The organism is Pseudomonas sp. Tun-23181 (assembly GCF_057415455.1).
The window spans coordinates 438,291-464,526 of sequence record NZ_CM171630.1 but is presented as its reverse complement, the minus strand read 5'-3'; the positions used below and the strand labels follow the sequence as shown (position 1 = coordinate 464,526).

At 51.8% G+C, this 26,236-nt stretch carries 27 protein-coding genes; 3 read left to right on the top strand and 24 right to left on the bottom strand.

The genetic code is table 11. The features are described from left to right. Positions 1-77: 77 nt before the first annotated feature. The gene (locus tag ACDI39_RS02525) at positions 78-1,382 is read left to right on the top strand and encodes an IS1380-like element ISPa33 family transposase (RefSeq protein ID WP_010793081.1); all 1,305 of its coding nucleotides are present in this window, start codon (positions 78-80) and stop codon (positions 1,380-1,382) included. 123 nt (positions 1,383-1,505) lie between these two features. On the opposite strand, the gene ACDI39_RS02520 is transcribed toward ACDI39_RS02525, so the two are convergent. From ACDI39_RS02520 to ACDI39_RS02445, 16 genes are all read right to left on the bottom strand, one after another. Then, a complete protein-coding gene (locus ACDI39_RS02520) occupies positions 1,506-1,952 on the bottom strand; it encodes a hypothetical protein (RefSeq protein WP_486537499.1) in 447 nt (148 codons plus the stop codon). Next, positions 1,942-2,331, bottom strand: coding sequence for a hypothetical protein (locus ACDI39_RS02515; protein ID WP_000026577.1), 390 nt, complete (start codon positions 2,329-2,331; stop codon positions 1,942-1,944). Before ACDI39_RS02515 ends, ACDI39_RS02520 begins: the two co-directional genes overlap by 11 nt. A 61-nt stretch (positions 2,332-2,392) precedes the next feature. Beyond that, complete coding sequence (yfaE, locus tag ACDI39_RS02510; protein ID WP_001102700.1) at positions 2,393-2,617, bottom strand: class I ribonucleotide reductase maintenance protein YfaE; 225 nt, start codon at positions 2,615-2,617, stop codon at positions 2,393-2,395. A 65-nt stretch (positions 2,618-2,682) separates the two neighbouring features. Further along, a complete protein-coding gene (locus ACDI39_RS02505) occupies positions 2,683-3,567 on the bottom strand; it encodes a hypothetical protein (RefSeq protein WP_000477209.1) in 885 nt (294 codons plus the stop codon). 73 nt (positions 3,568-3,640) lie between these two features. Next, the gene (locus ACDI39_RS02500) at positions 3,641-4,141 is read right to left on the bottom strand and encodes a hypothetical protein (protein WP_000793769.1); all 501 of its coding nucleotides are present in this window, start codon (positions 4,139-4,141) and stop codon (positions 3,641-3,643) included. A gap of 90 nt (positions 4,142-4,231) precedes the next feature. Beyond that, entirely contained in the window at positions 4,232-4,771 is a 540-nt protein-coding gene (locus ACDI39_RS02495) for a hypothetical protein (RefSeq protein ID WP_000018872.1), read from the bottom strand. Between the two features lie 264 nt (positions 4,772-5,035). Then, positions 5,036-5,371, bottom strand: a complete 336-nt coding sequence (locus ACDI39_RS02490) for a hypothetical protein (RefSeq protein ID WP_001447572.1) — start codon at positions 5,369-5,371, stop codon at positions 5,036-5,038. A gap of 61 nt (positions 5,372-5,432) precedes the next feature. Next, positions 5,433-7,229, bottom strand: a complete 1,797-nt coding sequence (locus tag ACDI39_RS02485) for a VWA domain-containing protein (RefSeq protein WP_000039319.1) — start codon at positions 7,227-7,229, stop codon at positions 5,433-5,435. A gap of 84 nt (positions 7,230-7,313) precedes the next feature. Continuing rightward, on the bottom strand, positions 7,314-8,591 hold the full coding sequence (locus ACDI39_RS02480) for a DUF3150 domain-containing protein (protein WP_000170087.1): 1,278 nt from the start codon (positions 8,589-8,591) through the stop codon (positions 7,314-7,316). 199 nt (positions 8,592-8,790) lie between these two features. Beyond that, the gene (locus tag ACDI39_RS02475; RefSeq protein ID WP_486537492.1) at positions 8,791-9,801 is read right to left on the bottom strand and encodes a YqaJ viral recombinase family nuclease; all 1,011 of its coding nucleotides are present in this window, start codon (positions 9,799-9,801) and stop codon (positions 8,791-8,793) included. A 62-nt stretch (positions 9,802-9,863) separates the two neighbouring features. Next, the gene (gene bet / locus ACDI39_RS02470) at positions 9,864-10,853 is read right to left on the bottom strand and encodes a phage recombination protein Bet (RefSeq protein ID WP_001282585.1); all 990 of its coding nucleotides are present in this window, start codon (positions 10,851-10,853) and stop codon (positions 9,864-9,866) included. Between the two features lie 94 nt (positions 10,854-10,947). Then, positions 10,948-11,475 carry a single-stranded DNA-binding protein gene (gene ssb, locus ACDI39_RS02465; RefSeq protein WP_000033700.1) on the bottom strand — a complete coding sequence of 176 codons (528 nt, stop codon included), beginning with the start codon at positions 11,473-11,475 and terminating at the stop codon, positions 10,948-10,950. Positions 11,476-11,538: 63 nt separating this feature from the next. Continuing rightward, positions 11,539-12,447, bottom strand: a complete 909-nt coding sequence (locus ACDI39_RS02460) for a hypothetical protein (RefSeq protein WP_000739139.1) — start codon at positions 12,445-12,447, stop codon at positions 11,539-11,541. A gap of 10 nt (positions 12,448-12,457) precedes the next feature. Next, positions 12,458-13,426, bottom strand: coding sequence for an AAA family ATPase (locus ACDI39_RS02455; protein ID WP_000085160.1), 969 nt, complete (start codon positions 13,424-13,426; stop codon positions 12,458-12,460). Between the two features lie 219 nt (positions 13,427-13,645). After that, positions 13,646-13,831: a hypothetical protein gene (locus ACDI39_RS02450; RefSeq protein WP_001186917.1), complete on the bottom strand. Its 186-nt coding sequence runs from the start codon at positions 13,829-13,831 to the stop codon at positions 13,646-13,648. A 303-nt stretch (positions 13,832-14,134) separates the two neighbouring features. Further along, positions 14,135-14,455, bottom strand: a complete 321-nt coding sequence (locus ACDI39_RS02445) for a hypothetical protein (protein WP_000547566.1) — start codon at positions 14,453-14,455, stop codon at positions 14,135-14,137. Between the two features lie 294 nt (positions 14,456-14,749). On the opposite strand from ACDI39_RS02445, the gene ACDI39_RS02440 reads away from it, so the two are divergent. Then, complete coding sequence (locus ACDI39_RS02440) at positions 14,750-15,391, top strand: hypothetical protein (protein WP_000796664.1); 642 nt, start codon at positions 14,750-14,752, stop codon at positions 15,389-15,391. Positions 15,392-15,513: 122 nt separating this feature from the next. After that, positions 15,514-16,374 (top strand): hypothetical protein, encoded by an 861-nt coding sequence (locus ACDI39_RS02435; protein WP_000709517.1) that lies wholly within the window; start codon positions 15,514-15,516, stop codon positions 16,372-16,374. Positions 16,375-16,412: 38 nt separating this feature from the next. Here the strand turns inward: ACDI39_RS02435 and traN are convergent, their stop codons facing one another. The 8 genes from traN to ACDI39_RS02395 all read right to left on the bottom strand — a co-directional run bounded on the left by traN (position 16,413) and on the right by ACDI39_RS02395 (position 26,234). After that, positions 16,413-19,208, bottom strand: a complete 2,796-nt coding sequence (traN, locus tag ACDI39_RS02430) for a conjugal transfer mating pair stabilization protein TraN (RefSeq protein WP_001256484.1) — start codon at positions 19,206-19,208, stop codon at positions 16,413-16,415. A gap of 115 nt (positions 19,209-19,323) precedes the next feature. Then, complete coding sequence (locus ACDI39_RS02425) at positions 19,324-20,307, bottom strand: TraU family protein (RefSeq protein ID WP_015060043.1); 984 nt, start codon at positions 20,305-20,307, stop codon at positions 19,324-19,326. A gap of 20 nt (positions 20,308-20,327) precedes the next feature. Further along, a complete protein-coding gene (locus ACDI39_RS02420) occupies positions 20,328-20,999 on the bottom strand; it encodes an EAL domain-containing protein (RefSeq protein WP_000575345.1) in 672 nt (223 codons plus the stop codon). Beyond that, positions 20,996-22,204, bottom strand: coding sequence for a TrbC family F-type conjugative pilus assembly protein (locus ACDI39_RS02415; protein ID WP_000493161.1), 1,209 nt, complete (start codon positions 22,202-22,204; stop codon positions 20,996-20,998). Before ACDI39_RS02415 ends, ACDI39_RS02420 begins: the two co-directional genes overlap by 4 nt. A gap of 19 nt (positions 22,205-22,223) precedes the next feature. After that, on the bottom strand, positions 22,224-22,754 hold the full coding sequence (locus ACDI39_RS02410; protein WP_001010740.1) for a S26 family signal peptidase: 531 nt from the start codon (positions 22,752-22,754) through the stop codon (positions 22,224-22,226). Then, entirely contained in the window at positions 22,751-23,068 is a 318-nt protein-coding gene (locus tag ACDI39_RS02405; RefSeq protein ID WP_000351984.1) for a hypothetical protein, read from the bottom strand. Before ACDI39_RS02405 ends, ACDI39_RS02410 begins: the two co-directional genes overlap by 4 nt. Positions 23,069-23,082: 14 nt before the next feature. Next, positions 23,083-25,530, bottom strand: coding sequence for a type IV secretion system protein TraC (traC, locus tag ACDI39_RS02400; protein ID WP_000637384.1), 2,448 nt, complete (start codon positions 25,528-25,530; stop codon positions 23,083-23,085). Then, the gene (locus ACDI39_RS02395) at positions 25,527-26,234 is read right to left on the bottom strand and encodes a DsbC family protein (RefSeq protein WP_001259346.1); all 708 of its coding nucleotides are present in this window, start codon (positions 26,232-26,234) and stop codon (positions 25,527-25,529) included. The genes traC and ACDI39_RS02395 overlap by 4 nt, the downstream gene beginning before the upstream one ends. Positions 26,235-26,236 lie beyond the last annotated feature (2 nt).

The following is a 26,236-nucleotide window of genomic DNA, read 5'->3' as shown; positions in this document are numbered from 1 at the left end:
GCATAAACAAAAACGGCTGAAAGCCTTATGATTCTTGTCGCCAAACAAAGCCCCATAAGTCTTCAGCCGCGCACAAAATGCTACCAGAAAAACTCCACTTTTCACCCCTCTCTCGCCGCCTCGTCGAGGCCTCTTTCACCGGTGGTCACATCACCTCGGATGCGGGCTTGTTGCTGCTGCGCGAGGTCGACCGGCAACATGGCTTGACCCGCCGCCTGGCCAAAATCGTTCCCGATCGGCGTGATCCTGGGCGTGTCCAGCATGGACTGCAGACACTGCTCGCCCAGCGTATCTATGCACTGGCCGCCGGCTACGAGGATCTCAACGATCATGACGGCCTGCGCCATGACTACGCGCTGCAGACTGCGGTCAACCGCCTGCAACCGCTGGCCGGCAAATCCACTCTGGGGCGCCTGGAACAGCAAGCCGATCGCGAAACGGTGGTGCAAGCCCATCGCCTGCTGTGGGAGCACTTCATCGCCCAGCATGACCAGGCGCCGGCTGAGATCGTGCTCGACTTCGATGCGACCGATGTGCCGGTGCATGGAGATCAGGAAGGGCGCTTCTTCCATGGCTATTACGACCATTACTGCTTCCTGCCGCTCTATGTGTTCTGTGGTCGCCATCTGCTGGTGAGCTATTTGCGCCCGAGCAACATCGATGGCGCCCGACACAGTTGGGCCATCCTGGCACTGCTGGTCAAGTTCATTCGCCGCTTCTGGCCAGAGACCCGCATCGTGTTCCGCGGTGACGGCGGTTTTTGCCGACATCGCATGCTCGACTGGTGTGACCGCAAGCAGGTGGATTATGTGGTGGGTCTGGCCCGCAACACCCGCCTGCAGCGGATGGCGGCGCCGGCCATGCAAGCGGTCGCCGAGGCCTACCAAGAAACCGGGCAGAAGATGTCCGGCGTGTATCGCTTCCTCTATCAGGCCGGTAGTTGGCGTAGGCGCCGCCTGGTCGTGTCGCGCCTGGAACATGGCGAGCAGGGTGCCAATCCACGCTTCATCGTCGTGTCCCGCTTTGCCGAGGATGCTGCCCAGCAGTACTACGAAGACTACTGCGGCCGTGGCGACATGGAGAATCGGATCAAGGACCAACAGTTGGATCTGTTCGCCGACCGCACCTCCAGCCCACGCTGGTGGACCAACCAGTGGCGGCTGATGCTGTCGGCCTTTGCCTATGTGCTGTTCGAACGGCTACGCGATCATCTCCAGGGCACCGCATTGGCGCGCATGAGCATCCATAACCTGCGCTTGAAACTGCTCAAGATCGGTGCGGTGATCATTCGCAACAGCCGGCGCATCCGCGTGCTGATCAGCGAGGCCTATCCGCATCAGGAACTCTTTGCGGGGCTGGTTGCCCGCCTCAAGCCGACCTGAACAGGCGGGCGCCCCCGGCCCGGCTCAATGGGGGAAAGGGGGCAGTGCGCCCCATACGCGGGAATTGAATAAAAAACGATCAATTTTTAGCGGTGGAAGGCAGGTTGTTGATACGCCGAGGCTTCACCGGCCACGCCTGCCGGCCTCATGAGAAATCCGGGCTATTTCCGCAGCTATCAACGCATAATCGTTGCCCTGCCAGAACCACCGCTCCGCCAGCTCATAGGCTTCGCTGGAAGGTTCGCCATAACCATGAGCCACCACGTAATCGTGGAACACTTCATGATCAAATGCCTTGCCATCAGCTTCCATGAACCAACCGACAGGGCACTCCAGAATGCGATGCCTTACGACATCTCGCTCTGAATACCCCTCTCTGACGGCTTGCTCCAACATTTCCCGCGACATACCAGGAGGAGTGATGATCTCTATGCTGATCCCATCACTTCCTGCAAGATTGTCCTCGTATGGAAGACCGGCAAGTGTAAGGTGGTTGCGCTTGCACCAGCCTATGGTCCGAAGTATCCGACTTTTGTCAGACTCCCTGGCCGTGTATCGGTTAAGCTGCATAGCCACCTCCAGCACACTCCCCATCTTCGATTTCACTTCCGAGCTCGACCATTCCAATCAGGTCAAGCTGGGTCATGTCCGAATCCAGAGAGCAGTCAATTGCTGACTGAATGATGCCTTTGTGGGCCAAGCCTAAAACCGACTTAATAGTCGAAAGCAGAGACTCGGCTTCGCTCTCGATCTGCTCCAGAATGTCTTTCCATTCCCAGTGCTCAAACGGTTGCCAAACGACCAGATCCTCAGGTTCGTCTCCCCGTTCTACACACTCAGACAAATACTCATAAGCCTTGCACCAATTCTCTTGTTGGCCCAGTTCACTGAGCACTAGAGCGGTAGCATGACCGTATGCGATTTGTTCAACTTTGGTATTGATAGACATAGTGTTTCTCCTCGTAATGGATAGAGGAGCCCCACCCGCAGGAAAGGCTCCTCCGGATGGGTTAAATTTCCAAGGTCACATCGGTTTTTGCTTTAGCGCAGCAAACCAACACTTCCCCTTCTTTGACAAATGCGATGGGCGTCTCGTCATAAGCCACTTGACCTTCGAGTAGACGAACCCGGCACATACCACAAAAGCCACTGCGACAATGCGTTTCAACAGTGAGGCCTTTGCTTTCGATTTGCGCCAACAGCACATTGTTGCTGGCTTGAAGTTGTACGTTCATGGTCACGCTCCTTTGTTGTTGATGAGCGCGACCAATCCCCTCCGGGATGTCACGCCCCGGTTGGGCTACTCAGCAAGTGCATAGACACCTACCTCGATGCGAATAAAGAACCTGGCATCTTGAAGAACTTGCCTGACCTTTGCTTGCCAGTGGTTGTTCTCTCGATGCTTTGCGTAGGGTTCAATCTCTTTGTAAATCTGCTCCAGCTTCAACGTTTTCCCCTGTAGGGTTCGGCGTATTGCAGCTTTCCACGTAGTCGAAACCATATTGGTTGCTCGACGGTGTACGGCAGCAAGAAGACAGAGCGATGAGGCAACGTCGTTACGACGAAACACCAACAGCTTTTCATGGGCGATACGCACCAGCTTCCCGGAATACTGAGTTCGGTCACTCACACAGTTGTGCTGTGTTTTGATGATCTCATCCACCAGCTTCCCAGGTGCGATACGTTCCACAAGGCTGGACAGGTTGAAATAATCCCCATCGCGCCTCAGGTTTCCCATGAGGATTCCGTAATGCCCTCCTCGCTCACAGGCGTCATGAATATTCATAACGGCCAGCTCAAGGGCTTCAACGAACTCAGGCAAATTCATGCGGCTCATATCCCATTTGTTGGGCTCGCCCCACTGCTTACCTGAATACTGGATCATGTCCCAGTAAGGAGGGTGCCACCAGATCAGGTGTGCAGGCTCTCCGAGGAACGAAAGGAAGTCATCCCGCAACAGGTTGAACCCCTGATGCAAGTCTGTCCCTTTGAAACGGACACCAAGTTCATTGGCAACGTCGATGCTAGAGCCACCCCCAACACTTGGGTCTGCCACCAGCCCGTTCGGCTTTCTCATGTAAGACTCAATGAAGTCTTTAACGATAAAGCCCGAGCAGTTGCCTCGGTACTTGTTGTTTCCGTAAGGCCCCCTGTTTTCGTAGGAGCATACTGATGATTTGAACATGGCGTCCTCCATCATAGATGGGGCGCACCATGCTCCCATCAGGGGCCGGTTCGCCCCTGGTTAGGGATTAAGATCAAGCGTTATCTGCATACCACCAGCTAAGGCGATTGCAATCACGAAAGAAGGTTGCTTCATCAGGAGCCTTCATCATGACCACATCACCTTCGCAGTAGGTGCATAGCTCAAGCGTTGCTTCATTTTTCCAAAAGGCACTGCACCCCGATTCTTGATACACAACCTCCCATTTGGGATGTCGCAAGTACCGATGGAAGAAATCGAGAGTGTCACCATAAGGGAAGTTGAAGCGCTCCATCACTGAACCATTTTCTGTCAGTTCAGGTTTAACCTTGCCGGTTTTCAAGCGCTTCTTGATGATGCGCTGAACCCAACGAAGTCGTGCAAACAGCCGATTGGTGTCTTTCTCGTACCACTGGGGATTACGCTTGCTCCAGTAGAGCTTGGCGAAGATTTCCCCGGACAAATCCTTCATCTGGTTTTCGTTGAGCTCATCAAGAAAACGTCGAGAAGGTTTGTCGTAGTCAAGAACTGCTTCCAAAGCTGATAGGTTTTTCATAGGGACTCCTTATTGCGATTGCGGAGCCCCGTCCCCTCAGGGCTATCGGAGCCCCATAGGGTTAATTAGGGTTAATGGTTGAACGGCGATTTATCGAGGGTTGGTGAATCGAATGGCTTTACCAACGAAATCGGCCATCAGTCGATTCCCAGTAGAGCTGAAATAGCTCTGCCACTCTTTCCAACCACCAACGGATTCCACCGAGCTTGGAGACTCGAAGATACCCCAGATACGCATTTCACAACCTCGTTGCAATACTCGGTTTACCTGGTCAACCAAGTATTCCTTGTTCTGCAATGAAGAGAGGTTGCAAGGCATCTGCATGATCAGCTTTTCAGCTTGCTCGAAGTCGATTTTTTCAATCAACCCCGTGCGGGTATCCACAGAGAATGGAACCACCTGTTGACCGTGGTTAGACCACAACCAATGGGTGATATAGATCGGATTAACGCCAACTTCCGCTGGCACCAATACGCTGCCGCAAGACCGCAACAGCCAGACCAGACGTAAACCATCGAATCGATCCAGAGACTCCACATCGGTAGTGATGTCATCCTGGTAGATTTCAGGCAGCTTATGTTCGGCGGCGAGAGAGATCATTACGGATTTGAGATTGTTCAGATGAGACATGTGTGCTCCTTAAAGTAACTTGGGCACACAGAGCCTGTCAGGCGCAGTGCGCCCTTAGGCTGAGGTTGAATGCTGTTTGTTTTTGGCGACCAGCTATCGCACGTTTCGCCCTCAGAGAGGACAAAATTCACTTTCTCAGCAACCCTCAATGAAGGCCTCTGAGAAAGTGGGAGGGTATTCCCTCCTCACTTTGATTGTTCCACGAGAGCTGTGTGAACAGGAACGCTCAAACTGCCCTTTTCGGGTGCAAAGCTCAAAGACGCATCAACTGCCCCGTCTTTTCAGTTCTTCGACCAGATGTTCAGGCACCTTACTCGCAGTACAGGCCAGCAATACATCGAGGCCTACCGGCTTGTGAAAGCGCTTATTTGACCAGGAATCGCCAACTGATGACTTTGCCCAGTCGATTGCTTGCCCAAGACGGTGGAACTGCCGCCTGCCTGTGTATCCCATACGACTATCCAAAGTAACACCCTGGAACAGTCTCCAGTACATCGGAGGAATGCGCTTAGCAAGCAGTAAAAAAGGCGTCTCCGGCACTGTAGCCCTTCTACCTTTGTTCCGATGATACAAATCCAAAGATGAATGGAATTGGTTCATAGACTCTCCAAATAAAAACGGCCACCCCCGAAGGGATAGCCGTTTGTCGTTTCACTTCCTGTTAAGCTGCAAAAGCAGTCAATGACCGCTCCATCAACTTAAACAGTGTGCGTTGCAGAGCTGCCGCATCATCAATGACAATGTTCTTTTGGAACAGTCCTGACACTGCGGTAGTCTCTACCCCTATGCCGATCACCTCAACATCGCTTCGTTCACAGAGGTCAATCACTGAGCGACATGCCGGGGCGCTTTGAGGCTGCCCGTCAGTCACTACGATCAACATTTTTCGCTCTTCACGGGTCTTGGTGAGTTCAAAAGCTGCATACCACATAGCTTCCGCCATAGGCGTACCGCCAGTTGCTTTGAACCCAAACCGACCGGCCCGATTCTGAACCGTATCTCCATGCTTCACGACACTGAACACTGGCTGGTTCCGGTTGCCACCAAAAAAGGTGACTGCCGGGTTTACGCCGGGTATTGCTTCCAGAGCCATCGAAATAGCCAAGGACGCTTCCCGCGCAATGTCTTGACGCTCCTTTCCATTGGCGGCCTTGTAGGCCATCGAGGAGCTCATATCAACCAGGATGTGAACCGCCGTATTAGGGCGTTTCTTGGCTTCTGGCTTGAGGAATACGCGGGTATCACCCGTCACTACACGATGTAGTTTCCGAGCATCCACACGCTTCCCTGATCGTTGGTTACGGTGAGCAACTCGCTGGCTGGCCTGGACCAATCCGTAGAGCTGCGTTCTTATCTTTGAAGTGGTGCTCTTCACATCCCCTACCAGGCTTTTGCCAACAGCAGGGTTGTCCTGGGTGTTCACAGCAGAGCGAACAGTCATATAGCTACTGTCCCCCTTATCTTGAGCCACCCGGTTGAGCTCGGCTTTAAGTGCATCATGCGCGTCACCACGCAAATCACCGGCACCGGCATTCAGAACCTGCTGGAGCATTTTGGCCGCGTCTTGTTTCGCCGCGTCAGAATTGCCACCAGCCTGGCTTTGTCCTGCCTTGCTGCCACCATCAGTATCCGACTTGCCTTGGTCGCCCTGTCCTTTCGGATCAGATTTCCCGTTAGCATCGTCTTGCTTCTGGTCTTTACCTTGCTGATCACCACCATTGGCATCAGGCCCTTGGTTTTGATCGTTACCACTTCCGCCCTGACTGTTCTGAGGTTGGTTGCCACCAGCATTCTGCTGGTTGTTACCATCCTGACCATTCTGGGGCTTTTGCTCTTCTTTCTCCTTTTCCTCCTCGATCATCTTGATGATTTGGTCGGCCAAGGATGTCACCTCTGCGGTTGACTTAGTGTTCACAGCCTTACGCAGTAAAGCGTTCAGCCGAACAACAACACCCTGAGGGAACACGCGCTCGAATACGGGGGTAGCCGAATCGAGATAGGGTTGAAGGACGGATTGCCCTACAGCCTTGGTTTGCAACCAGTACAAACAAAACCCTGTCAGAATGGAGGCAGGGGCCTCTTTGTCTGTGACGTGCTCGTAATGACCAGCTTGAGCCATATAGCGAGCAACCTCATTCAGGGTCTGCGACGTACCGGGGAAGAGTTCCATCATGGCCCGTTCTATGCGGCAGTCCTCCAAAACGTTGGACAACTCAGCATGAAGACCTCTGCGGCGCTCAACACCAAAGTCCGTAAACCGGACATGGGCTGCTTCATGGGCCAAATACCCCCAGACAGCATCCATGTGAGGATAGTCGTCGGGGATATTCGGAACCACGATGGTCTTACCATCGGTGTATGCGTCATCGTTACCGATGGCGACTTTGACACCGAGTTTTTCACCATAGGCTGCGGCCACGATTGGTAGAGCGCTGTAAATGGTGCGTTTTTTGGACATATCTTTTCTCCTGGTAGGGAAGGAGATAGTCCACCCCTGGAGGGAATGGCTATCCCCTCCGGGTCGGTTTAGTTGAAGTGACTATTAGAAGAAATAGTCGCCATCGTCGTCAGTTTTAGGCAGCTCCTGGTTGAGAGGCTCCTCTGTCGTCTCCTCTTGGACAGGCTCTTGCTCTACCGGAGTTTCCTCAGGCAAAACCAGCTCATCCTCAACATCAACACGCTCTTCTCGAACCACATCACCGGCATTGGATTCATCTTCCGATTCACCCTCGCCTCGTTCTGCAAAACTCTTGAAGAAGTTGTCGATGTCTTCATCCAGGTCAACAGAGTTACCACCGCTGTTAGTCTGTTCTGATTGAACAGATTCAGTACCACCTACCTGTTGCTGCTTGGTTTCGCCACCCTCTGTTGCAGGGATAAGCTCACCGGCTTTATCGCTTTTCTGTTCGGCCTTTTCATCTTTAGAACGGTCCCCCATCTGGGCTCCCGAACCGCCAATGTCATTAGCCATGCCCTCTACAGTAATCGAGCCATTGGCATACTGCTCGATGCGGTCCCTCTCGCTCATGATCAGCACTGCGGCCACGACCTGATAAAAGAAAGGCGCAACGATGTTTCGGCCATCGGCATGTTGCTCGTATCCCCGGAGGGTTTGGTCGAGCAGCTTGACCAGAGGGTTAAAAGCGCTGTTCAGGAAGCTAAGCCCATCCACCTTGTCGCGGATGTTACGGAGTGTCTGCCGAGTAGTGACCGCACATTGGTCTCGACCGGCCAAACGTTCCATATAGAACTTATTCGCTTCCTGAACCACTTCGGAGATGAGATCGTCACCCAGGCGCTCAACCTTGCGGTTAAGGCGTTTGGCGTTGGCCTCATCTTCGTTCACAGGCTGGATCATGAACACCTGGTACTCAAAGCCAATCCGCTCCTCGACCGTTTCCTTTGGAAGGGCTCCGGCACGGATAGCTCGTTCATACTCAGGGTTCTCCTGACACCATTCATCCACGGCTTTGTTGTAACCTTTGATGAAATCCTGTTTCAGTTGGTTAAACTGAAAGTTGATGTCATTCAGCTTGTTACAGATTTCATCGGTCTTGCTGACGGGTACGGCAAATCCGTTCATGAACGGCATACCGAATTTCAGCAGGAGGCGACGAGTTTCTGTTTTCAGGCGATGAAAGCCTTTCAGCTTAGCCGGATCACAGATCTTCTTACTTCCCAGTTGAGCTACTTTCTCAGGTGGAATTTCACCACCCTCGCCCAGCTTGAGATCAGATGCAGACAAACGGGTTTGTCCACTCCAGATGTCAAAGTCTACGTGGATAACACAGAGGCTTTGTAGATGGTTCACTTTAGTCATGATGCACTCCAAAAAGTTGGGGGCGCACCACGTCCCGAACCGGGCGGATGCGCCCGGTTGGGCTAGTAAATTAACGTTAATTTGCTGTTTGTTTTTGGCGACCAGCTATCGCACTTTTCGCTCTCCGAAGAGAACAAAATCTTGCTTTCCGTTGGAGACTCCCAGAATCCCCAAGGGAAAGCGGGGGAAAATCCCCCACTCACCAGTAGAACGTCTCTACTTCTTCCGGCAAATCATCAAGAGGAGCAAGCACGTCCTCATCAACAATGTACCGTGGCTTCACAGAGCCAGTAACCGTTACACGGCACCGCTCTGATGACTTCTCTCTGTACTGGTCAACATCCTCAGGCTTCACGCCTGACGCCTTATCAGCCAACAGCTTTTTGTAGTCTACCCGGCCAGCCGCTTTGTATCTCGTTACCATCACACCGCAGTAGTCGGCATGGAAGTATTCCCCCATGAGGGACTTCATGGTGTCGAGATGAGGCTTTTGCCTTTCTTGAAGCTCAGACAGTCGCTGTTTCAGCTCCTGAATCTCTGCATCATAGAGGCGGTATTCCTCAGCAGCAGCAATCCAACGGTTGACCTCTTCACCTTGCGGTATGTACAGGTCTCTCTCTGGATCTTTGTCGGGCTCCTTCTTGTCTACTACCTGTTGCCAGAACTTTTTAGCCTCGGCCAAGATTTCTTGAATCATGGCTTCGTCTCGGAGTATTGGAAACTCCTGAATCTGACCTTCAAAGTAGAAGACTAACCAGCCTTGCTTGGTCCCCGTTACCAGGAGCTGGTGTTGCACCTGCGGGTAATAAAGCTGGTATGCCTTGCTGTTTGCTTTCTCAGCACAAACATCTTCCCAGACAGTCGCACTCGGGCTTTTCAGCTCGACGGGCTCCCCGTTATCTCTCAGGCCATCCAGGGAGGCCCTCATGAGCGGGTATTGAACCGATTCGACACAGGCGGGGAGCAGCATGTCATCATACTTCTCCTCGAAAGCGCGTCTTGCAGCATCTTCGTTTTCTATCCCCCGGCGAACCAGCGGATTAAGACTCAGATCGACTTCACGCGCATACCCAGTCTTCTCGGCCCACAGTCTCCATCGTGTTTTGTACGGAGACCGATTGAGCAGGATAGCGGCGTCAGTGGCTGTTACACCTTGACGCCGCCAATCAAGCCAATCTTCCTCGCGTTGCGATAGGTTGACTATTTTCATGGACCTCTCTCCAATGGTTAGGAGGGAGATCTCCCCCAGCGGGGGAGTCCCCCCCGTTGGGGTTAGTAGTAACTGCCTTCCGCGCCCTCCTCTTCTGTAACAGGGATCATGTCCTCGTCACTCAAAGGCGGCATTTCTTCGGCACCAGGTTCAGCATTTGCAGAACCACCAGCGGCGGACTCTTGCTCGTGCGCTTCCTGGTAGTCAGGTTTCGGAGGCTCCATTTGATCCATCTCCTTGTCACGAAGGAATTGAGTCGCATATTGCAGTTCCGAACCTTCATACCGTCCCTTCACATACTCATGCGCCGCAGACCATGCGTTTTCAGCAATGGCGCGATTTGCGAGTTTGGTTAGGATCGGGTCAAGCTCTTTGTGCTCAATAGCCAAAGGCTCTTGGCTTTGAACTTGAGATGGTGAAGGGAGATTGGCAATAGCCGGGTTAATGGCCGATGCCTGCTCCATTTCACGGATGCGTTCAGCTTCATCCTGGTCATAAATACCAGAGAAACCAAATGCGACACGAGAACACTGGATCAGCGACTTGTGCCGGAGTTGACGCTTGGTGTGCGTTTGCCAGGGGCCATCAACAGTGTAAGCACCATTGCGACCTTGACCCTGAAACGGTTCACGGTACACCTCATCAATGAACTCCTTGATGCGGATAGGGCGAGATCTGTCCTTACGGTAAATCACGCATTCAATCCACTCAGGGCAGTCAACTTTCGCCCCCTGCATTCTGACCATCTTGTCCGAATACACGAACTCGACGCCATCATACTGGGGATGCTCGTTGATGATGCGGCTCCAACCATCAACACCTACTACCGGAATGATCCCATTTTGCTTGTCAGGAAACGCATAGATTTCCCGAGTGAAAGGGTTCAAACCGTACTGTTCAGCCACGATCAGGAGCGTCATCATCTGCTCATCGGTCGGGGCACTTCCATCTCGCTGCTTGAATGCGGTCGCCTTCAAAGTTTCATAGAACTTTCGGGTGTCCACGCCAAACCGGCTTGCGATACGGGTTACAAGAGATTTGTTATCAGACATGGTGTTTCTCCAATTCACGAATGAACGGTTTGAGGACACCATGACCCCCTCGGGGCATGAGTGCCCCCGTGGGGTTTAGTAAGAGTTGGCGGTGTTACCCGCCAGCCAAGTGGTGCAGCCGCATGAACGGGATGTCATCATCCCAGCCATCAGGAGCGGGACCATAGCCTCCGCCCATACCACCTTGCGGTGCTGATTGCTGCACAGGAGCAGATTGCGTACCGGCTCCTGTACGTTGCCCTTTTTGGGGCGCTGCACGTTGAGAGTTGTCCTGAGGTGCATTTCCACGACCACCAAGCATCTGCATTTCAACGCAGTGTACTTCGGTGGTGTAGCGCTCGATTTGTTGGCTGTCAGTCCACTTCCGGGTGCGGTTGCTCCCTTCGAGATAGACTTGGGAGCCCTTTTTCAGGTACTCACCAGCGACTTCCGCCAAACGACCTTTAAGCACAATACGGTGCCACTCAGTATGCTCTCTTTGCTCGCCAGACTGCTTATCGCGCCACGTATCCGTTGTTGCAACGTTGAAGTTGGCAACGGCAGTGCCGCTTGGCATGTAGCGAATTTCCGGGTCAGAACCGAGATTACCGACCAGAATTACTTTGTTGACGCCTTTAGACATCATGACCTCCAAGTTATTTGGAGAGGGCCAACGCCCCTTTCGGGGAGCAAGCCCCCGTAAGGGTTAAAAAAAGTGATCCTCTTGTTCGGCGTCGATCTCTGCCAGGCGAATCAGCTCAGATACAAGGCCAAGCCTTTCTGCATCTGCTCTTACTTCGTCGTAGCTGAAACCAAACCGTTCAATGAGGGGTTTTAGTGAATCAAAACGCTCGTAGTCGAAGGTATCACCCTGTTCATCACAGAATGCCACCAGCGGCTTCTCTACGTTTGAAAAGTCATCCGCGAAACGCTGTTGCAGGTAAACCAACATCAGCAGGGGTTTGTGACCATGTTCCGGGCGGAGTTCACCAGCGCCTTCCAGCGTAGCTGGATGGATAGTGTTTTCGCCTAGTCCAGTGCTAACCCCAAGCTCATAACCGCTGTCAGTACGCATCAGCACACTGGGTAGCAAGTCATTTGAGCCTTCGCTCCGAGCAACCTCAAAGCCGATTAAACCGGCTCCTTTGGCAAAAACCCCAGCAACAAAACCTTTGAAGAGGTTTATGTCACCTGGAGGTAACTCAGAGGGCGGAGATAACAGCCAGTTGAGAGATCCCAAGCTGGCTGTTTGTCCGGCTGAAACATTCCCCCCTTCCAGCACCGTCTGTGTCTCTGCGTTTACCAGCACCTCATCCAGAAAGGTGTACCCCTGGCTGAGAAACTGTGACACATACTGGCTTTCTTTGTCCTTGTAGGACATTGGGATCGTGTCTGGGCCGTTAGCTTCAAAAGGTCCTTCGAGCTTTGTCTCAGACCAATTTTCAGCTTTCCCATCAGTGACGGTTCGGCGTAGCTCGACCATCGTGAATTGGCCTGGCTCCGAGGAGCTGGGCTCCCGGAGCAACTTGTAGCCAATGAAGACTTCTATTGTGGTTTCGTCATTGCCCCACTCTTTAGCAGTGTAACGACGGCACAAACAGTCATTTTTCTTCATGCGTCACCTCTTAGCGCCATTGGTCCCCGAACACATCCTTCGCAACACGCAGGATGGCTTCACGCTCCTCTTTGGCCGCACGGATAAGCAGAGCTTGATCCAAGGCGTATTCAAGAGCATTTGGGGCACCACGGAACGCTAGAGACAGTTTCGCCCAACGCACCAACGTCCGAGTGGACATGGTGACGCTGATCTGACCATCTTCACCGTTTTCGCCAAGAAACAGTTTGCGGACCTGATTAGCAATCCGAACCATTCCCTTCCGCACATTTTCCGGAAGTTTCGGAGTAGCACGGCCAAGAATGCTGAGTTCAGCTTCCTCATCCGCATACCCTACTTTGGTGAAACGATAGCGATCCATAGCTGCGAGGTTCTGCATCATCACCCCCTGGTACAAACCAGAAGCATCACCGGACCCCGTAGAGTTACCAGTAACGACCACACGAAACATCGGGTGCGGCTTGATGATTTCCCCGCCATTCTGAGCGATCACAAGGGGACGCCCTTCAAGGACATCGTTGAGACCAGCCAGCTCGGCAGGGTCGGCCAAATCCACCTCGTTGATGAGGAGCAGATGACCTTCACGCATAGCGACTGCCAGAGGTCCATACATGAACTTCATGACAGGTGGTTGACCAGGCTTTTCCGCGACCAGAGCGTGATGTCCAATCAGATCTGTCAGCTCCATCCGCCCGTGGGCAGTGATTTGCTGAACAGGCCAGTTGAGACGACCAGCGATCTCGGTGATACCTGAGGTTTTGCCAGACCCGGTAGGGCCGGTTACGAACAATGCGTCACCGCCAGGCTCTTTGAGATAGGCCAAGACCTCTCGCAGAAACTCTTTGCGGAAAACGTAGTTGGTATCAGTGGCAGGGATGAAAGGGTTTGAACCGTCAGCGTAGCCGATGGCCGTTACCTTCTCCGGAATGCTGGGCATACCGAAAACCTTGCTTACTGAGAATTGAGAGTATTGAGACATAGGTGCGCTCCTATTGTGACAGGCGCACCACGTCCCGAACCGGGCGGATGCGCCCGGTTGGGCTAGTAAATTAACGTTAATTTGCTGTTTGTTTTTGGCGACCAGCTATCGCACTTTTCGCTCTCCGAAGAGAACAAAATCTGCTTACTGATGGTATTCACCATGAGTAAGAAGACTTTTAAGGAGCGAGGAGAGTAGCCTCTCCTGGAGGCTACTCCCTCAATGGACGAACATCACCACATCGTCGTTTTGACCAATGACCCCGGTTTCTTTGGCCCACTTCACTGCTTCACTGTGCGCCTGGTAGGAGCTGGAATACAGTTTCGGATCAAATTTCACCTCGCGTCCATCAGCCAGATAGATGATGCCTGCGTGATCGTCGTAAACATGAAGATTCTGTTGCATTCGACATTCCCCCTGTAGCTTGTCGTCAAAGCCAACTGACACCAGAAGACTTTGAGGACAAGCCACAGAGGCTTGACCAGAAAGAGAGGGGTTGCCCCCTCCCTTTGCGTTGACTATCAGCAGTAACCGAACGATTCAGCGATTCTCACGAAAGGACGAGAGATTGCCCAACCAGCAGGGATACACAAAGCGATGATAGCGATTTCCATGATGTTGCTCCTAAGCAAAAAGGGGCAACATCCCCGTCGGGGTATGGTTGCCCCGATGGGTTTGAAAGTGTCGAAGATTACTCAGCGACAGTTATTACCAAACAAGTTCCTTGCCCTTACGAAGGTAAGTCGGGATTTCGAGATAATCCCAGTCAGGTTCTTGTTTAGCGACTTCTTGAACTTGAGTTACCTCAGGTTCAACGACTGCTTTGGCTTGTTCAGCCTTGGCAGCACGTTCTTTGATGACGGCCTGTACAGACCGCATTGCAGGAACTGCGAATTTGTTCCAAAGGAACAAACCGATACGCTGGAACACTTTAGCGAGAACGATGAAGGAAAAAGCAAATGCCTTCGCGCCTACGTACAGTGCGCCCAGAGATGCAAGCAGAACTACAATGAAAGTGATGATGTGCATGGTGTTGCTCCTATGTAAAAAAAACAGGGGCAACACCCGAAAACCGGGAGAAGCCCCCGGCTTGGGGTTAAGTAATGCCATACGGCATAAGACTAGATGCTGTTTGTTTTCGGAGACCAGCTATCTCACCTATAGCCGCAGAGCGACTAAGATGATTCAAATATAGCTCACCTTTGCTAAACAGAAAACGCTGTAACTGTCCATTTTGGGCACTTCGAGAGGTCAGGTTACAGATTGACCGCATTTATCCTTTCCAGTGCGTTTATCTGTACCTCAAATTTAGGAGTATCTCTAATGGCAGAAGCACAAGTAGCACTGGACACAAACAACGACCGCAGCAACCACTACTCTCGCCCTGTTTTCAAGCAAGTTCTGAAAGTAAACAGCCTCCAAGCTCAGCGCGTCATGGAACGCAGCTTTGAGCGAGTTTCCAACTCCCTGTTCTCCATCGACGTGATCCTTCGCATCATCGGTGAGCAGGACGAAATCGACCAGGTTGAAACCGTCATCCTGGAACACATTTCCAAGGTCTCCGAAGACCTGGACAAAGCTACCGCCCAGCTCAACAAGCTGATGGAAGACAACGGCATCGACATGATGCCCGGCTACACCAACCCGAATGAATACACCATCGAGATCAACTCTCCTCAGGTTGCTCAGTTTGCACACCTGATCCGCAAACTGGATACCCTGATGGGGATCGTTGACACTCTCTGGCTGAACACCGTACTGACCAGCAAGCAGCGCACCGACGCCACTTACCAATGGCAGCAACGCCTCATCAAGCTGGCCGGTCGAATCATCGGCATCGAGAAACGGGCTCGCATTTCCGCCCACAGCAAAGGCAAAGAAGGTGAAGTGGCCGAAGCCGCTCCGGAATCTGCAACCGGCGACAAGGAAATCGCAGACGAAGCCGAGAAAACAAAAGCAGCATAACCCAGCCCAAACCTTTGCCCCTCGCCCGAGGGGCTTTTTTTTGTCTTTTATGGTTGCATTTTTTGATGCTGTGATATTATCGAAGTAAATCAGATTCAACTCAGGTAAGAACGGAGAACAACATGAAAAAGGCTTTAATCACCACCGTGGCTCTGGCTGTAGCAGCTCTATCTGGCTGTGCATCCACCAGCAGTTACGAACCCACAGCGTACAAAACCAATCACAGTCGCGCTTACAACATCGCGGAGGCCGGTGGCCTGGTAACAGGCATCCAAGACGCTTCTGTTCCGCGTGACAAGCTGGAGCGTCTGACCGACACCAAAACGTTTGGGGCAGCCTACGTGCTGTCTGGCTACATGTCCCCTCAGCTCGGAATGACCGACTGGCAAGGTGGCTTGGTCAACCTTGCGAACTGGGCTATCGGCCCCAAACAGCATGGCGCTCGCAATAGCTTGATCGCTTGGATGCCTGCTAACGAAGCAGTTTCACCGGCAGACGCTCAGGCCAAATTTCTTTCACATGTGAAAGTTTCCATTGAGTCAGCGCTGACTGATTTGGGTGCCAATTTCACGCTTCTGTATGACAAAGACGGTCGCCTAACCTATCAGTTCTACAAGAATGAATGGGGTTGCCCGACGTGGGTGAACGGACAAAGTAAGGTAGCTGACATGTGTTCCGTTAAGGTGAAAATCGTGGAGCCTCGCCTAGGGTCAGCTCCTAATTTTGTCTCTGGCGTTCAAGGTACAGCGTATGCCTTCACATCAGGCCATGAGACCGCATACAACTTTGTGAATGTCGGTAATGGGGCAGCAAGCCATGCTCCTCAGCAAGCGATCTACGCAGCTATTAGCAAACAGCTACCAGCTTGGGCCTACCTCTACCTTGCTCCAAAATCGGTTGAGCTGGATAATGGCGAAAAAGTTGCTTTCCCTTACCTTCTTGATCAGGGAAAAGCAGAGTTATTTGTTTACCCAGAAGCGTAATCAATCTACATGAGAAAGGGGCCGAAAGGCCCCTTTTTTTATCCACCACCAGTTGGCGCGCCTGTTTGAGGGTCTATGCTGTTTGTCGCCTCTTTTCGCTTCGCGTCAATATCAATCCCTTCCAACCGCTCCAACGCCCTTTCCTGAGCATTCTTCCGCGTCCCGTCAATATTGAAGTCATTCCCTGCTCCAGTCAGCGAGTCGAGATTTATTGAGGCCGGATCAGGGAATTTACCGTTCTGCTGTAATATCCCAAGCCACTCATCCAAATTAATTTTGCTCCAATCAATTTCGGCAATTTTATCTAGTGGAATCCCTTCACACTGAGGATTTTTGGGGTCTCCAAAGTTCTGCCCCAATTGAGGGCGAACCTGTTCTTGTATAATACGAGAGAGCGGAGAATTGAAGCAGCAATACGCTTCTCTTTTTTCAATACAAGCGCCCAACACCTTAGATTTACAATAAGAGCCTACATAGGTGCAATTCTTGAGCGCTCTTTTTGCGTTCATAGTGAACTCTTCTTCCTCGCACTTATAAATCATCTGGATCATCACCATCGCAACGACATAGACGGTATATATCGTCATGGCAGTGCTAAGCCATGTTGTCGCAGTCTCCATCATTGCTTCGGCAGCTTGTTCAGATGCTGCGGCAGCCGCCTGCTCTGTTGCTGCATCTTGGCCTGCTGATTTCATGACATCCATCATCACTTCTTTGACTTGCTCTTTGAGCTGGTCAATGAGTTGATCAACAAACTGCTCTACAGGCTGGAAGAACGAATCAACAGCACCTGAAACGTTCTCTATATAACTTGTGAACGGTTTTGTGACTTCTGTCCACCCTTGAAGGGCAGGTTCCCTAAGTACCTGATAAGCACCTTTAAGCGCATTACCATCAGTCAGCCCCATCACTGCGCCATCGAGCTTTGGAACGGCCATTATTAGGTTCAGATAATCGGCAAGAGATATATTGGTTGGCTTTTCACAGCAATCAGAAACTCCCCCAACAGCTATCTTGCATTCGCCAGCTTCCCCTGCAAAAGCAGAGCAAATAACGTTTTCATCCCCGGTAGGATTGTCATCCCCATCTTGGCCTGTGCAGCTCATATCCTGCGTCATGAATTGGGCTGCATTGAGCAACGCAGTAGCGCGAGCAAAATCAGTGCTTTGTGTTTTGGTCAAATCAAGGCAGTCATCTCCCATGCAGCGTATAGGCCCACCGCACTGGTACTCAGTTTCCTTTTCCAAGGTCGGAACAGAAACATCTGTACCACAGTCATAAGTATCCTCGTGGACGTAGCACGTACCAGAACTTCCCTGAGCACCATCAACACATTTGGAACTGATGAAGCCGCACTGAGGGTTTTCTTCATATTTCTGACAGCTATCGAGATTCCCGCCCGTGTTTACCGGACAGTGCGTTTCACCTTGAGGGTCTGTCCAGCAGTCCATTTGCCCCTTATAGAAGTCATAGTCAGCTTTAACTCGAACCTTTTTGCATAGTTTTGGAATACCAGGCAAAGGTGACGGCTTGAGTTGAGATTCGCAAACTTTGATCCCATTGATGACTGTGCAGCCAGTAGCATCAGTCGGGTCATCTATACATGTGATCTCGCCTTCCGCAAAACCATCTACCACCCCTTTGGCTGAATCCATGCAGCTCTGTGGAGCCCACTCATCCTTGGTAATGGCTTTCGATGGGTCATAGCGGAGTTTTATGCGGCCAAAACCCTCACCTTCGCCACTTACTGAAACGCGGATCTTAAACGTAACAACATCACCATCTTTCACGTTCTTAAAATAGGGAGTGACATCAACATTAGGGTTTCGCTCCCAACTCGTGGAGAGCTCACATCTACCGGCTGTTTCTGGAGGGAAGTTGCCATCTGGGCCAGACCACACTTTAGTCTCTTGGCCGGACTTACCGACCCACACTTGCATGTAGTCATCCCACTTGGCGTATTCAAGCGTTGCAGACACTATGGCATCTGGATTGCTGACTTGGACCCGCGTGTACTCCTCATAAATCTTGCAGTTACCACTCCAGTAGTTGTCCCCCACTCGACCAATCCACAACTCAGTACAGCCTTCTCCACAAGATTTGAGGTTATATGGACCATCATAGTGCTTCACCACAGAGGCGTCGTAGTCATGGACAACCTCACAGTCCGCGCTTTGATCTACAACACGCTGACACCGTTCATACTCTGGAATGTGGGCGTTGATAGTATTCTGATTGATGGTTGTTTCGGCAGAACAATCCCCAAAGCCACCTGCGATGAGGTCCATATCCTCATAGGTCTTTTTGCTTAGATTTAGTACCGGGTCATTACTGAAATCAGGGCGTGATCGATTAGAGGCATCGAGAAGAACCTTGTATGCCGCACCAGAGATTGATGGATTAGCACTATTGGCATCACTCCACAGCGACCCTTTTGCATTATTCCCCACGCTGTCCATGTCATCGCCAGAGTCGTAAATGCCTTGCAGACCGCCCACATCAGGTTTATTGGCATCAGGGAAGTAATAACTATCAGGTTTATTGTTGGTCCCGCTCGTTCCGGGGAATAGATCATTGACATTAATCTGACTCCCCCCGTTCATTTGGAATTGACCGTCTTTCAACGTCGGCATAGAGATTGTGCCATCTTGCACAGTCCCCGAGCTCGACTTGAATGAGTTTGAGAGGTTTTGTCCGAAAGCCTGGGCCTCTTTACCCACCGCTGTGATGTCCTGGTCTTGGCTACCGTTAGCGTAGGAATGTATCGGCAGCGCAGACATGGTTACTGTCAACAGCGAGGCCACAGCTTTCATAAAGTAATTATGACTTCGCATTGTGTTCTCCATTTCAACCTTCCCATGCTATCTGAGAAGACAAGGGCCACCTGTACGTGTAGTGGCCCTTTTGGGGCATAATCTAAAATGCCCGTGCAAATTCGTTAGGGTCTGCTCAATTGTTACAGCAATCATTCCATCGCCAGATGGTGTAAATAGGGTCTTGCCCAATTGCCGGTATAGTTCGCGCCAGACCCCACGTAAGAGTGGATTCGCCAATTACGTGAGATGAGTTTGTCTCTGGAACCGGATGCAATAGCGTGAATTTGTACTGCGTTTTGGGTAGTGTTGGGCTAATAACGCCTCTACACATAGCCTCAGAACCCATTGTCTTCCACGCTAACCCCCGGCGATGCAAAGCAGCCAGAACCCTTGTGCTAAGAAGACTGCTATCGCGGATAACACCTTTTCCACCATTCTGGTTGCCACTAAATGGATACAGGGTGCCCCATGAACCAGCACACCAGAAAAGCTGTTTTAAAGGTTTTCCAGCGGTTGATGAGACAGCATCAGCAGTACACGCAGCCGCCGCAATTGGGTTTGCTACTGCCGCCGCCTCTGGATTGGTAAAAAAAGCGAGCTCATCATTGTTCCAGGTCGGGTCGAGCTCCGACATGTACATGATGTCGAGATCCATATACCCATCAGCATTACAGGTCTGCTTAATAAATAAATCGAGCATCACCAACAGAGGAAACGCATAGTAGTGATAGTGCATAAAAGAACCATCACCACCATCCATGTCTCCCATGCCATGATGCCCTTGGTTAGTCCTATCAAACGGGAACCTGACACCATTCAAGACTGATGAGCAGCCAGGCACTCTCTGAAATTCAACGAGCCGTGCTGGCTCCCACATAGAAGTGGTGACTCCAGGCCGAGGGACCCCTAGATTATCCTCGCACATACACAGAGGGTTGCTTACGGCTTCACTCGGGAATGATCCGCCTCCACCACTTATAGGAACCCCTGCTACTTTGATAGGGAAAATACAGCTCCAGCAGATGTCAGTAATCAGTTTTCCGCCGATCACTTCCGCATTCTGGCACCCAGGGTCAGCCGATACCGAACCAACCCAAAAGACCGCGCTAACGGCCATGATCCGTAGAATTTTTTGCATCATGGTAAGGCCTTTACGTAATTCAAATTTTTCTCCATGACAGCAGGCTTCCCGTGATAGAAACCTTGTTGCCATGACAGTCCAAGTAATTTGGCGCTCTCCCCCAATGGGAAGCTCTCCACCTGCTCAGCAATGAGCTGTATGCCTTTTCGGCGGCAGTGGAGGATGGCCGGGTAGTCTTCAAGCGACCGCAGTCTTCTCGCGTCAAACTTGCAATAGTGCCAGTCATAACGGCTCAGGCGATCCAGAGAAGAGTTTTTGTCTCCATAGTCATCCAGCGCCAGCTCAACCCCTATTTCGGTCAGAGCCTCCCATCTCGATGCGAGAGAGGCGTCCTGAATGCCCTCTGTAATCTCGATGACAAGCCGTGATGAGTGATTTTTAGCAATGTCGCGGACAACCCTACACCACGCCTTGAAGATGACGTCTGATTGCAAAGTTTGTTCGGAGACATTCAGAAAGAGAGCCGGGTACAGATCCAAGCAATAATGAAGGTTGTCCTGAATGAACCGTGCCATCTCCATATCCACCAGTCCCCAATAAGGAGGAGATGACAGAGAGGATGGTGTAAGAACCCGGCCTTCGTCGTACCAACGAGCCAGTACCTCAGCAGCGACAAACGAACCTGTGCCGACGTCTTTAATTGGTTGGAAAGCCGGGGCAAAAATCATTCACCGCCCTCCTCAGCAAGTTCGCGGACAACAAACTTCTTGCCTCTGGCAGTAATGACGCTCGGTGTGTGCTCCAGCTCGAACCGGGTAATCAGATCTGGCGTCAGCAGATATACCGGCGCGTCAAAGTTGTCGGTGACACTCTTGTAGGAATCCCAGCCTTTGTCTTTGTCGAACTCTGTGGCGATATAGGTGATCCGTTGTACGCCAGGCTCCAGCTTGATTTCAGGCAGCTTCTTGGCGAGTAGTTCCATTTGCTTTTTGTCCAGCGGGTCGAAAACTACGACCGCTTGGGTAAATGGCCGCGTTCCAGGCTTGCAAACTTCCTTCGGATCGCACAATGGGTTGATCACGTCACCCGCGTGAGCGAACACAGTGCCATCCGGAGTGCTGATGTCACTGGTGATCATGACGCTAGGGTCAATTTCTCGTGTTCGAGATTTTGGCGCTCTTGGCAGCTCATTGAAATTCTGCTTGGTCCAGAAGCGCTCTATAGCCTGTTTCTTCTTCTCTTCCCAGTCGATATTGGCAAGGCGTTTCTTGGCAACATCAATAAGGTCTGGCTCACTGATTTTCTCCACCGGCCCCTTAACGCCGAGATCGCCTTTTTCTCCGTTATCCACTTCCCGAGCCAACCATACCGGGTCGGACAACCCGGAGACCTGGGCGACGACGTTTGGTTGTTCGCCAGGCAGCGGCTCATCCTCCAGCATCACAATCGTGGGAACGGCTGTGATGTTGTACGTTTTGAACAACGTAGGGTTGATGATGATGTTCGGCACTGGGTCTTTTTTGGCCGCGAGCGCCTGAATAGCTTTAACTCCCTGCCCCAAGTTCATTCCTTCCGGGATGCCACGGAACACAATTACAGAATCAGGCTGGCCTGACACCGCCGTTAGGACGTCATCTAACCCCTGTTCGCCAAGAGACAACGAGGCGAAAACCAGTATCCGATGGTCAGAGTAGATACCCTTTTCAGCCTGTTTCCGGTGCATCTCCTTGAGCGTTGGGTTAGTAGTTTGGAGCTGCTTGAAAAATGCCTTGGCTTCGGCCTGAGCCTCGTCCATGTGTTGGTTTTGCAACAGAGATGGCATTTCCATCTTCTGGGCCTTTTGGGCAATTTGCTTTCCTTGCTCAATAAGCGCCTTATCCTGCTCTGTGAGCGGAGACTCTTGAGCGTATGCCCCGCCAGCCACAGAGAACATCAACGCCACCAGAACGCTCTTAGAACAGGGGATATGCGCGGCCAATGATCTGATCATTTTTCACAGTCCCCCAGTAACGTGAGTCGAAGCTGAATGGGCTTTTGCCCATAAACCAGTAGTTGTTCTCTTTCAGCGTGGTCTTGCCGTAAAAGTGGCTCTCTGGCAGATGTAGTTTCCCTGCGAGCTGGAGCCCCTCTCCGACGACATCACCATTGACGGTGATCTTCCACTTATCGTTGATCTCGACTTTATCCCCCGGCATACCGGTGAGGATTTTGACCATGCGAGTCCCGTCCTTGTAGAAAGGCTGCATGTTCTTGGCTTGGAAGGCGTAAACCGCTCCCCTCTCCAGAGTTTGGTCGTTCAGATCAATGAGGAAGAAGGTGTAACCCGGCAGGCACTTCTCCTGTTGTGGATCAATGCCAATACGGTAGCGGCTGGCAAAGGCCGCACCAGCAGCCCAAAGAACCACTAGTGTCACACCTGCCTTAACCCCGAAGCGCTTCCAGGATTCCTTTTTGACGAAATACTTCTTGAGTGGAAAATTCATTTCAGCACCTCATCAGGGAGGTACACGTCACTTGGAGCCCCGACGACAGCACTTGCGTCAAGGACCAAATAACCTGCGTCTTTCAACTTCAAAATTGCGTCATTGGTCTTGACCATCAGCCTTTCAACTTCCTCCTGAGAGGCACCAGCGGGATACGCCGACGCCACTTTAGCGAAGTCAACCACGACCACTGGCGGGGTTTGATTCAAACGCTGATGGATGCTTGCCGTTTGTTCGCTCATCACGTAGTAGCTACCGCCGAAGCCACCAGCGGCACCGAGAATGGCGGCGATTGCGATTGATTTAATGTCCATTACTGTCTCCCTGGTTATGCAGCCTGCCGACGGCTTCGCATTACGGCCTTGATTGCCTCAGGTATGCTCATGCCTTGTTTCACAAACTGGTCGATGGCGTTAACGTCCACCGGATCGGTCGAATAAAGTAGCTTCTGGAAGTCGCCCACTATCAAGCGACCGACGCCCATACCGCTCTTCGATTTGATAAAGATTTCTGAGTACACGCCTTGGATGGTGTGTACCGTTTTGAGGGTGTGGAACCCGCCCTCTGAAAGGGTCAGACGACCGCTACGTTTAACAGATTCCACGGTTTCTTCGGTTTGGCCGAGCAAGTACATGCTGGCCGAGTTCTCCGCGATGGCGCGGCCCACTGCGTTCTCATAGAGGTCGTTGATGGACTGCGTTGCAATGACAACGGAGCCACCGTACTTACGGAATTTGCGGTAGGCATGTTCCATGAAGACCGAGACCTCGCCCTCTTTGAGCAGGTCCCAGGCCTCATCCACGATGACGACTTTCTTGCGGTTACGTTCACCCAGGAATACTTCTTGCTGGATCTGGTAAATAAGCTGGAGTAGTACAACCTGACGCAAGTGCTTACGCCCTTGCAGTTCATCGAGCTCCAGTACAGTGAACTGGTTCTGGAAGCTGACGTTGTTCTTGCGAGAGAAGTATTTCCCGTAGCTGCCCTGCGACGTAAAGGCGTAGAGCTGCTGACCAATATCCTTGAGGCGCTGGTCATTTTCTTCTTCCAGGCAGCGCTCAGCGATGTCGTCAACCTTCATCTCTTTACCTTTCTCTTCCCACAGGCGAGAAAGGACCTGTTTCAACGCAGAGATTTGCCATTCATCCAGCAAGCCCTTAGCCGAAGCCATCGCACAAACGAGGCTGACTATCGCGTCTTCTTCGTCCTCGTAGTTCTGTATGAGCTCAAACGGGTTGAGGCAGACGTGCGTTCCTTCTTCAAAGTGAACGAAGTCGCCATTGAGCATTTCCGACAACTTCTGGTAGGACTTACCGGCATCAATAACCCAGACCTGAGCCCCCTCGGACAAGTAGGAAAAAATCAGTTCGTTGGTAAGGAACGATTTACCCGAGCCGGATTCGGCTGCGATCACCAGGTTCTTGTTGGTATTACTGTCGTGAAGAGACAGACTCATGAGCTGGCCGTTGCGGGAAATCAGCGCTGCATGATAGGTCCCGGTCCCCTTCCATTCCCCAAACACCGGCAGGACCACAGCAGCCTGCTCGGTTGTCATGGTCTTGTAGCGGAATAGGTCTCGCACTGCATCCCGGTCGGTACAGAATGGCAGGCAGTTGAGGAACATCGGCAGAGCAACGAACTTGTCCTCCATCAGCTCGAACCGAGATTCACGCCAGATGTTTCGTGCGGCCATCGCCGCCGCTTCAACACGTTCTTTGGTTGGAGCAAATAAAACCACCGAGTAGGTGATCTTGACTGGCTTAGCCCCCTCTTTCATGGACTCATAGAGAGTGTCGAAGCTCTCCTTCTTGTCCGCCAGCACCGGCACGAATTTGAGCATCGGCCCGTAGGCTTGGTTTACAGTGAACTGGCGTTTGCGCTCCAGAGTGTTTTTCGTGCTTTCTGCCTCAGGGAAAAAAACATTGGTCACGACCATGTAGTTTTCTTTGATGCTGGAATTGCCGCCGCTGAGATCCCCGGCATAGGTCAACGCATCACCAAAGTAGAAAACGTCAGGCAGCTTTTTCGCTGACATGACTTTCGCGTGGTAGTCACCCAGCCTGATGCCATTCTTGCTGACTTCCACGTCGGTGCCGTAATCGAAGATTTGCTCGCAGATGGGCTTATCCATCTCCCAATCCACAGAGTCATGTCGCCATGAAGCATCTGGCCCCCAATTCAGGATGGTGCTCATGATCCGGATGTAGTTCACCGCCGTCATTGTGCGAGGACGCAGACCAACGGTTTGAAGCGATGATTCGACCTTCGTGCGAAGCTGTGCGAGCTGCTGGAGTTCGCTTTCAGTCGGGTTATTGTTCTTGATGGGGACTTTGCACGTAACGAACAGCTTGAGGTCTTGGATCAAGCCATTGTCGTAGATACCTTTGTTGGTCTTGGCAAATATGCGATCTGTCGTGTGGTGCTGGAGGAAGTTAATCCGTTCCTTGATAACAGATGTCAGCAGCTCGTGACGGAAGCCATCACGCAAACCCATCATCCGGTACATCTCCTGATTGATGTCCGGGGAGCGGAACAGGACAAACTGGAGCGTAGTCTTCGACGGGAACTCCTGATTCAGGAAACCGTTCATTCGCTCCTGAACTTTTTCATCGGCACCACACAGGGGCTCACACATGAAACCAAAGCCTGCACTGTGATCATCCATAAGGAAGACATGATCGTCTTCGTCATAGGCCAGGACAGGAATAATCCCGGCAGCTCGCAAGTGCTCCGGGATCAACGTTTCTTCGAGTTTCTTTTTGATGGTTACGATCATTCAGCACTCTCCAACCATGATTTCAGGTTCTTCGGACGTCCTTTGCTGACACGACCATCCGGAGCAACAACGAACGGAACGCCCTCAATCCCAATGAAATGAGCTGTCAGCAGCGTTTGGTCGTATTGGCCGGGGTCGCAGGTTTCTTTTGAAGGAAGGGAACCCAGGGTGTTGTTCATCAGCGCATCAAGCGCGTGGGTTTTGTCTTTCGCGCAGTACAAGTTTTTTGCCAGGCGGTTGGACTCAGCACCCAGAGCTGGAATCACGATAAATTTAAAGGTGTAATCATCCACCAGCGATTTGGCATCACCCATGAGCTGATGGCAAACCGCGCACCTAGGATCAACAAAGACCACCACCTCTTTGTCACCACGCCCCATCGACACAGTGTTCAGCGTGTCCACATCCATGCCCATGCTCTTGAAGTGGATACGCTCCGCTACATCCCTCATTTGGGACATCGTGTTGAGGGGCTTCTTGCTCCACAGGTCGTAGATTTGTCCTGAAATAACAAATCGTCCGTTTTCAGAGAGGAACATGATCTGCCCATCACTTTGGACGGCTCGAACCCCTTTGATGGGTAGCTCTACAATGTCCTCTATCTTCGCCGCTCTGGGATCGGTGATTTCCAATTTCGATGACGCATGAGCCGTGCCGGTAATAATCCCGAACACCATCAGCGCCCCAAGTAATTTTGTCCGCATGT

Bases quoted from the DNA above. Each gene is read 5' to 3' on its own strand.
- ssb (WP_000033700.1), bottom strand. From the start codon at position 11,475: ATGTCTAAAGGCGTCAACAAAGTAATTCTGGTCGGTAATCTCGGTTCT.
- ACDI39_RS02435 (WP_000709517.1), top strand. From the start codon at position 15,514: ATGAAAAAGGCTTTAATCACCACCGTGGCTCTGGCTGTAGCAGCTCTA.
- ACDI39_RS02395 (WP_001259346.1), bottom strand. From the start codon at position 26,234: ATGCGGACAAAATTACTTGGGGCGCTGATGGTGTTCGGGATTATTACC.
- ACDI39_RS02425 (WP_015060043.1), bottom strand. From the start codon at position 20,307: ATGGCCGTTAGCGCGGTCTTTTGGGTTGGTTCGGTATCGGCTGACCCT.
- ACDI39_RS02450 (WP_001186917.1), bottom strand. From the start codon at position 13,831: ATGCAACAGAATCTTCATGTTTACGACGATCACGCAGGCATCATCTAT.
- ACDI39_RS02495 (WP_000018872.1), bottom strand. From the start codon at position 4,771: ATGTCTCATCTGAACAATCTCAAATCCGTAATGATCTCTCTCGCCGCC.
- ACDI39_RS02410 (WP_001010740.1), bottom strand. From the start codon at position 22,754: ATGAATTTTCCACTCAAGAAGTATTTCGTCAAAAAGGAATCCTGGAAG.
- ACDI39_RS02520 (WP_486537499.1), bottom strand. From the start codon at position 1,952: ATGCAGCTTAACCGATACACGGCCAGGGAGTCTGACAAAAGTCGGATA.
- ACDI39_RS02420 (WP_000575345.1), bottom strand. From the start codon at position 20,999: ATGATTTTTGCCCCGGCTTTCCAACCAATTAAAGACGTCGGCACAGGT.
- traN (WP_001256484.1), bottom strand. From the start codon at position 19,208: ATGCGAAGTCATAATTACTTTATGAAAGCTGTGGCCTCGCTGTTGACA.
- ACDI39_RS02455 (WP_000085160.1), bottom strand. From the start codon at position 13,426: ATGTCTCAATACTCTCAATTCTCAGTAAGCAAGGTTTTCGGTATGCCC.
- ACDI39_RS02445 (WP_000547566.1), bottom strand. From the start codon at position 14,455: ATGCACATCATCACTTTCATTGTAGTTCTGCTTGCATCTCTGGGCGCA.
- ACDI39_RS02525 (WP_010793081.1), top strand. From the start codon at position 78: ATGCTACCAGAAAAACTCCACTTTTCACCCCTCTCTCGCCGCCTCGTC.
- ACDI39_RS02485 (WP_000039319.1), bottom strand. From the start codon at position 7,229: ATGTCCAAAAAACGCACCATTTACAGCGCTCTACCAATCGTGGCCGCA.
- ACDI39_RS02440 (WP_000796664.1), top strand. From the start codon at position 14,750: ATGGCAGAAGCACAAGTAGCACTGGACACAAACAACGACCGCAGCAAC.
- yfaE (WP_001102700.1), bottom strand. From the start codon at position 2,617: ATGAACGTACAACTTCAAGCCAGCAACAATGTGCTGTTGGCGCAAATC.
- ACDI39_RS02505 (WP_000477209.1), bottom strand. From the start codon at position 3,567: ATGTTCAAATCATCAGTATGCTCCTACGAAAACAGGGGGCCTTACGGA.
- traC (WP_000637384.1), bottom strand. From the start codon at position 25,530: ATGATCGTAACCATCAAAAAGAAACTCGAAGAAACGTTGATCCCGGAG.
- ACDI39_RS02460 (WP_000739139.1), bottom strand. From the start codon at position 12,447: ATGAAGAAAAATGACTGTTTGTGCCGTCGTTACACTGCTAAAGAGTGG.
- ACDI39_RS02405 (WP_000351984.1), bottom strand. From the start codon at position 23,068: ATGGACATTAAATCAATCGCAATCGCCGCCATTCTCGGTGCCGCTGGT.
- ACDI39_RS02515 (WP_000026577.1), bottom strand. From the start codon at position 2,331: ATGTCTATCAATACCAAAGTTGAACAAATCGCATACGGTCATGCTACC.
- bet (WP_001282585.1), bottom strand. From the start codon at position 10,853: ATGTCTGATAACAAATCTCTTGTAACCCGTATCGCAAGCCGGTTTGGC.
- ACDI39_RS02500 (WP_000793769.1), bottom strand. From the start codon at position 4,141: ATGAAAAACCTATCAGCTTTGGAAGCAGTTCTTGACTACGACAAACCT.
- ACDI39_RS02490 (WP_001447572.1), bottom strand. From the start codon at position 5,371: ATGAACCAATTCCATTCATCTTTGGATTTGTATCATCGGAACAAAGGT.
- ACDI39_RS02480 (WP_000170087.1), bottom strand. From the start codon at position 8,591: ATGACTAAAGTGAACCATCTACAAAGCCTCTGTGTTATCCACGTAGAC.
- ACDI39_RS02475 (WP_486537492.1), bottom strand. From the start codon at position 9,801: ATGAAAATAGTCAACCTATCGCAACGCGAGGAAGATTGGCTTGATTGG.
- ACDI39_RS02415 (WP_000493161.1), bottom strand. From the start codon at position 22,204: ATGTTCTCTGTGGCTGGCGGGGCATACGCTCAAGAGTCTCCGCTCACA.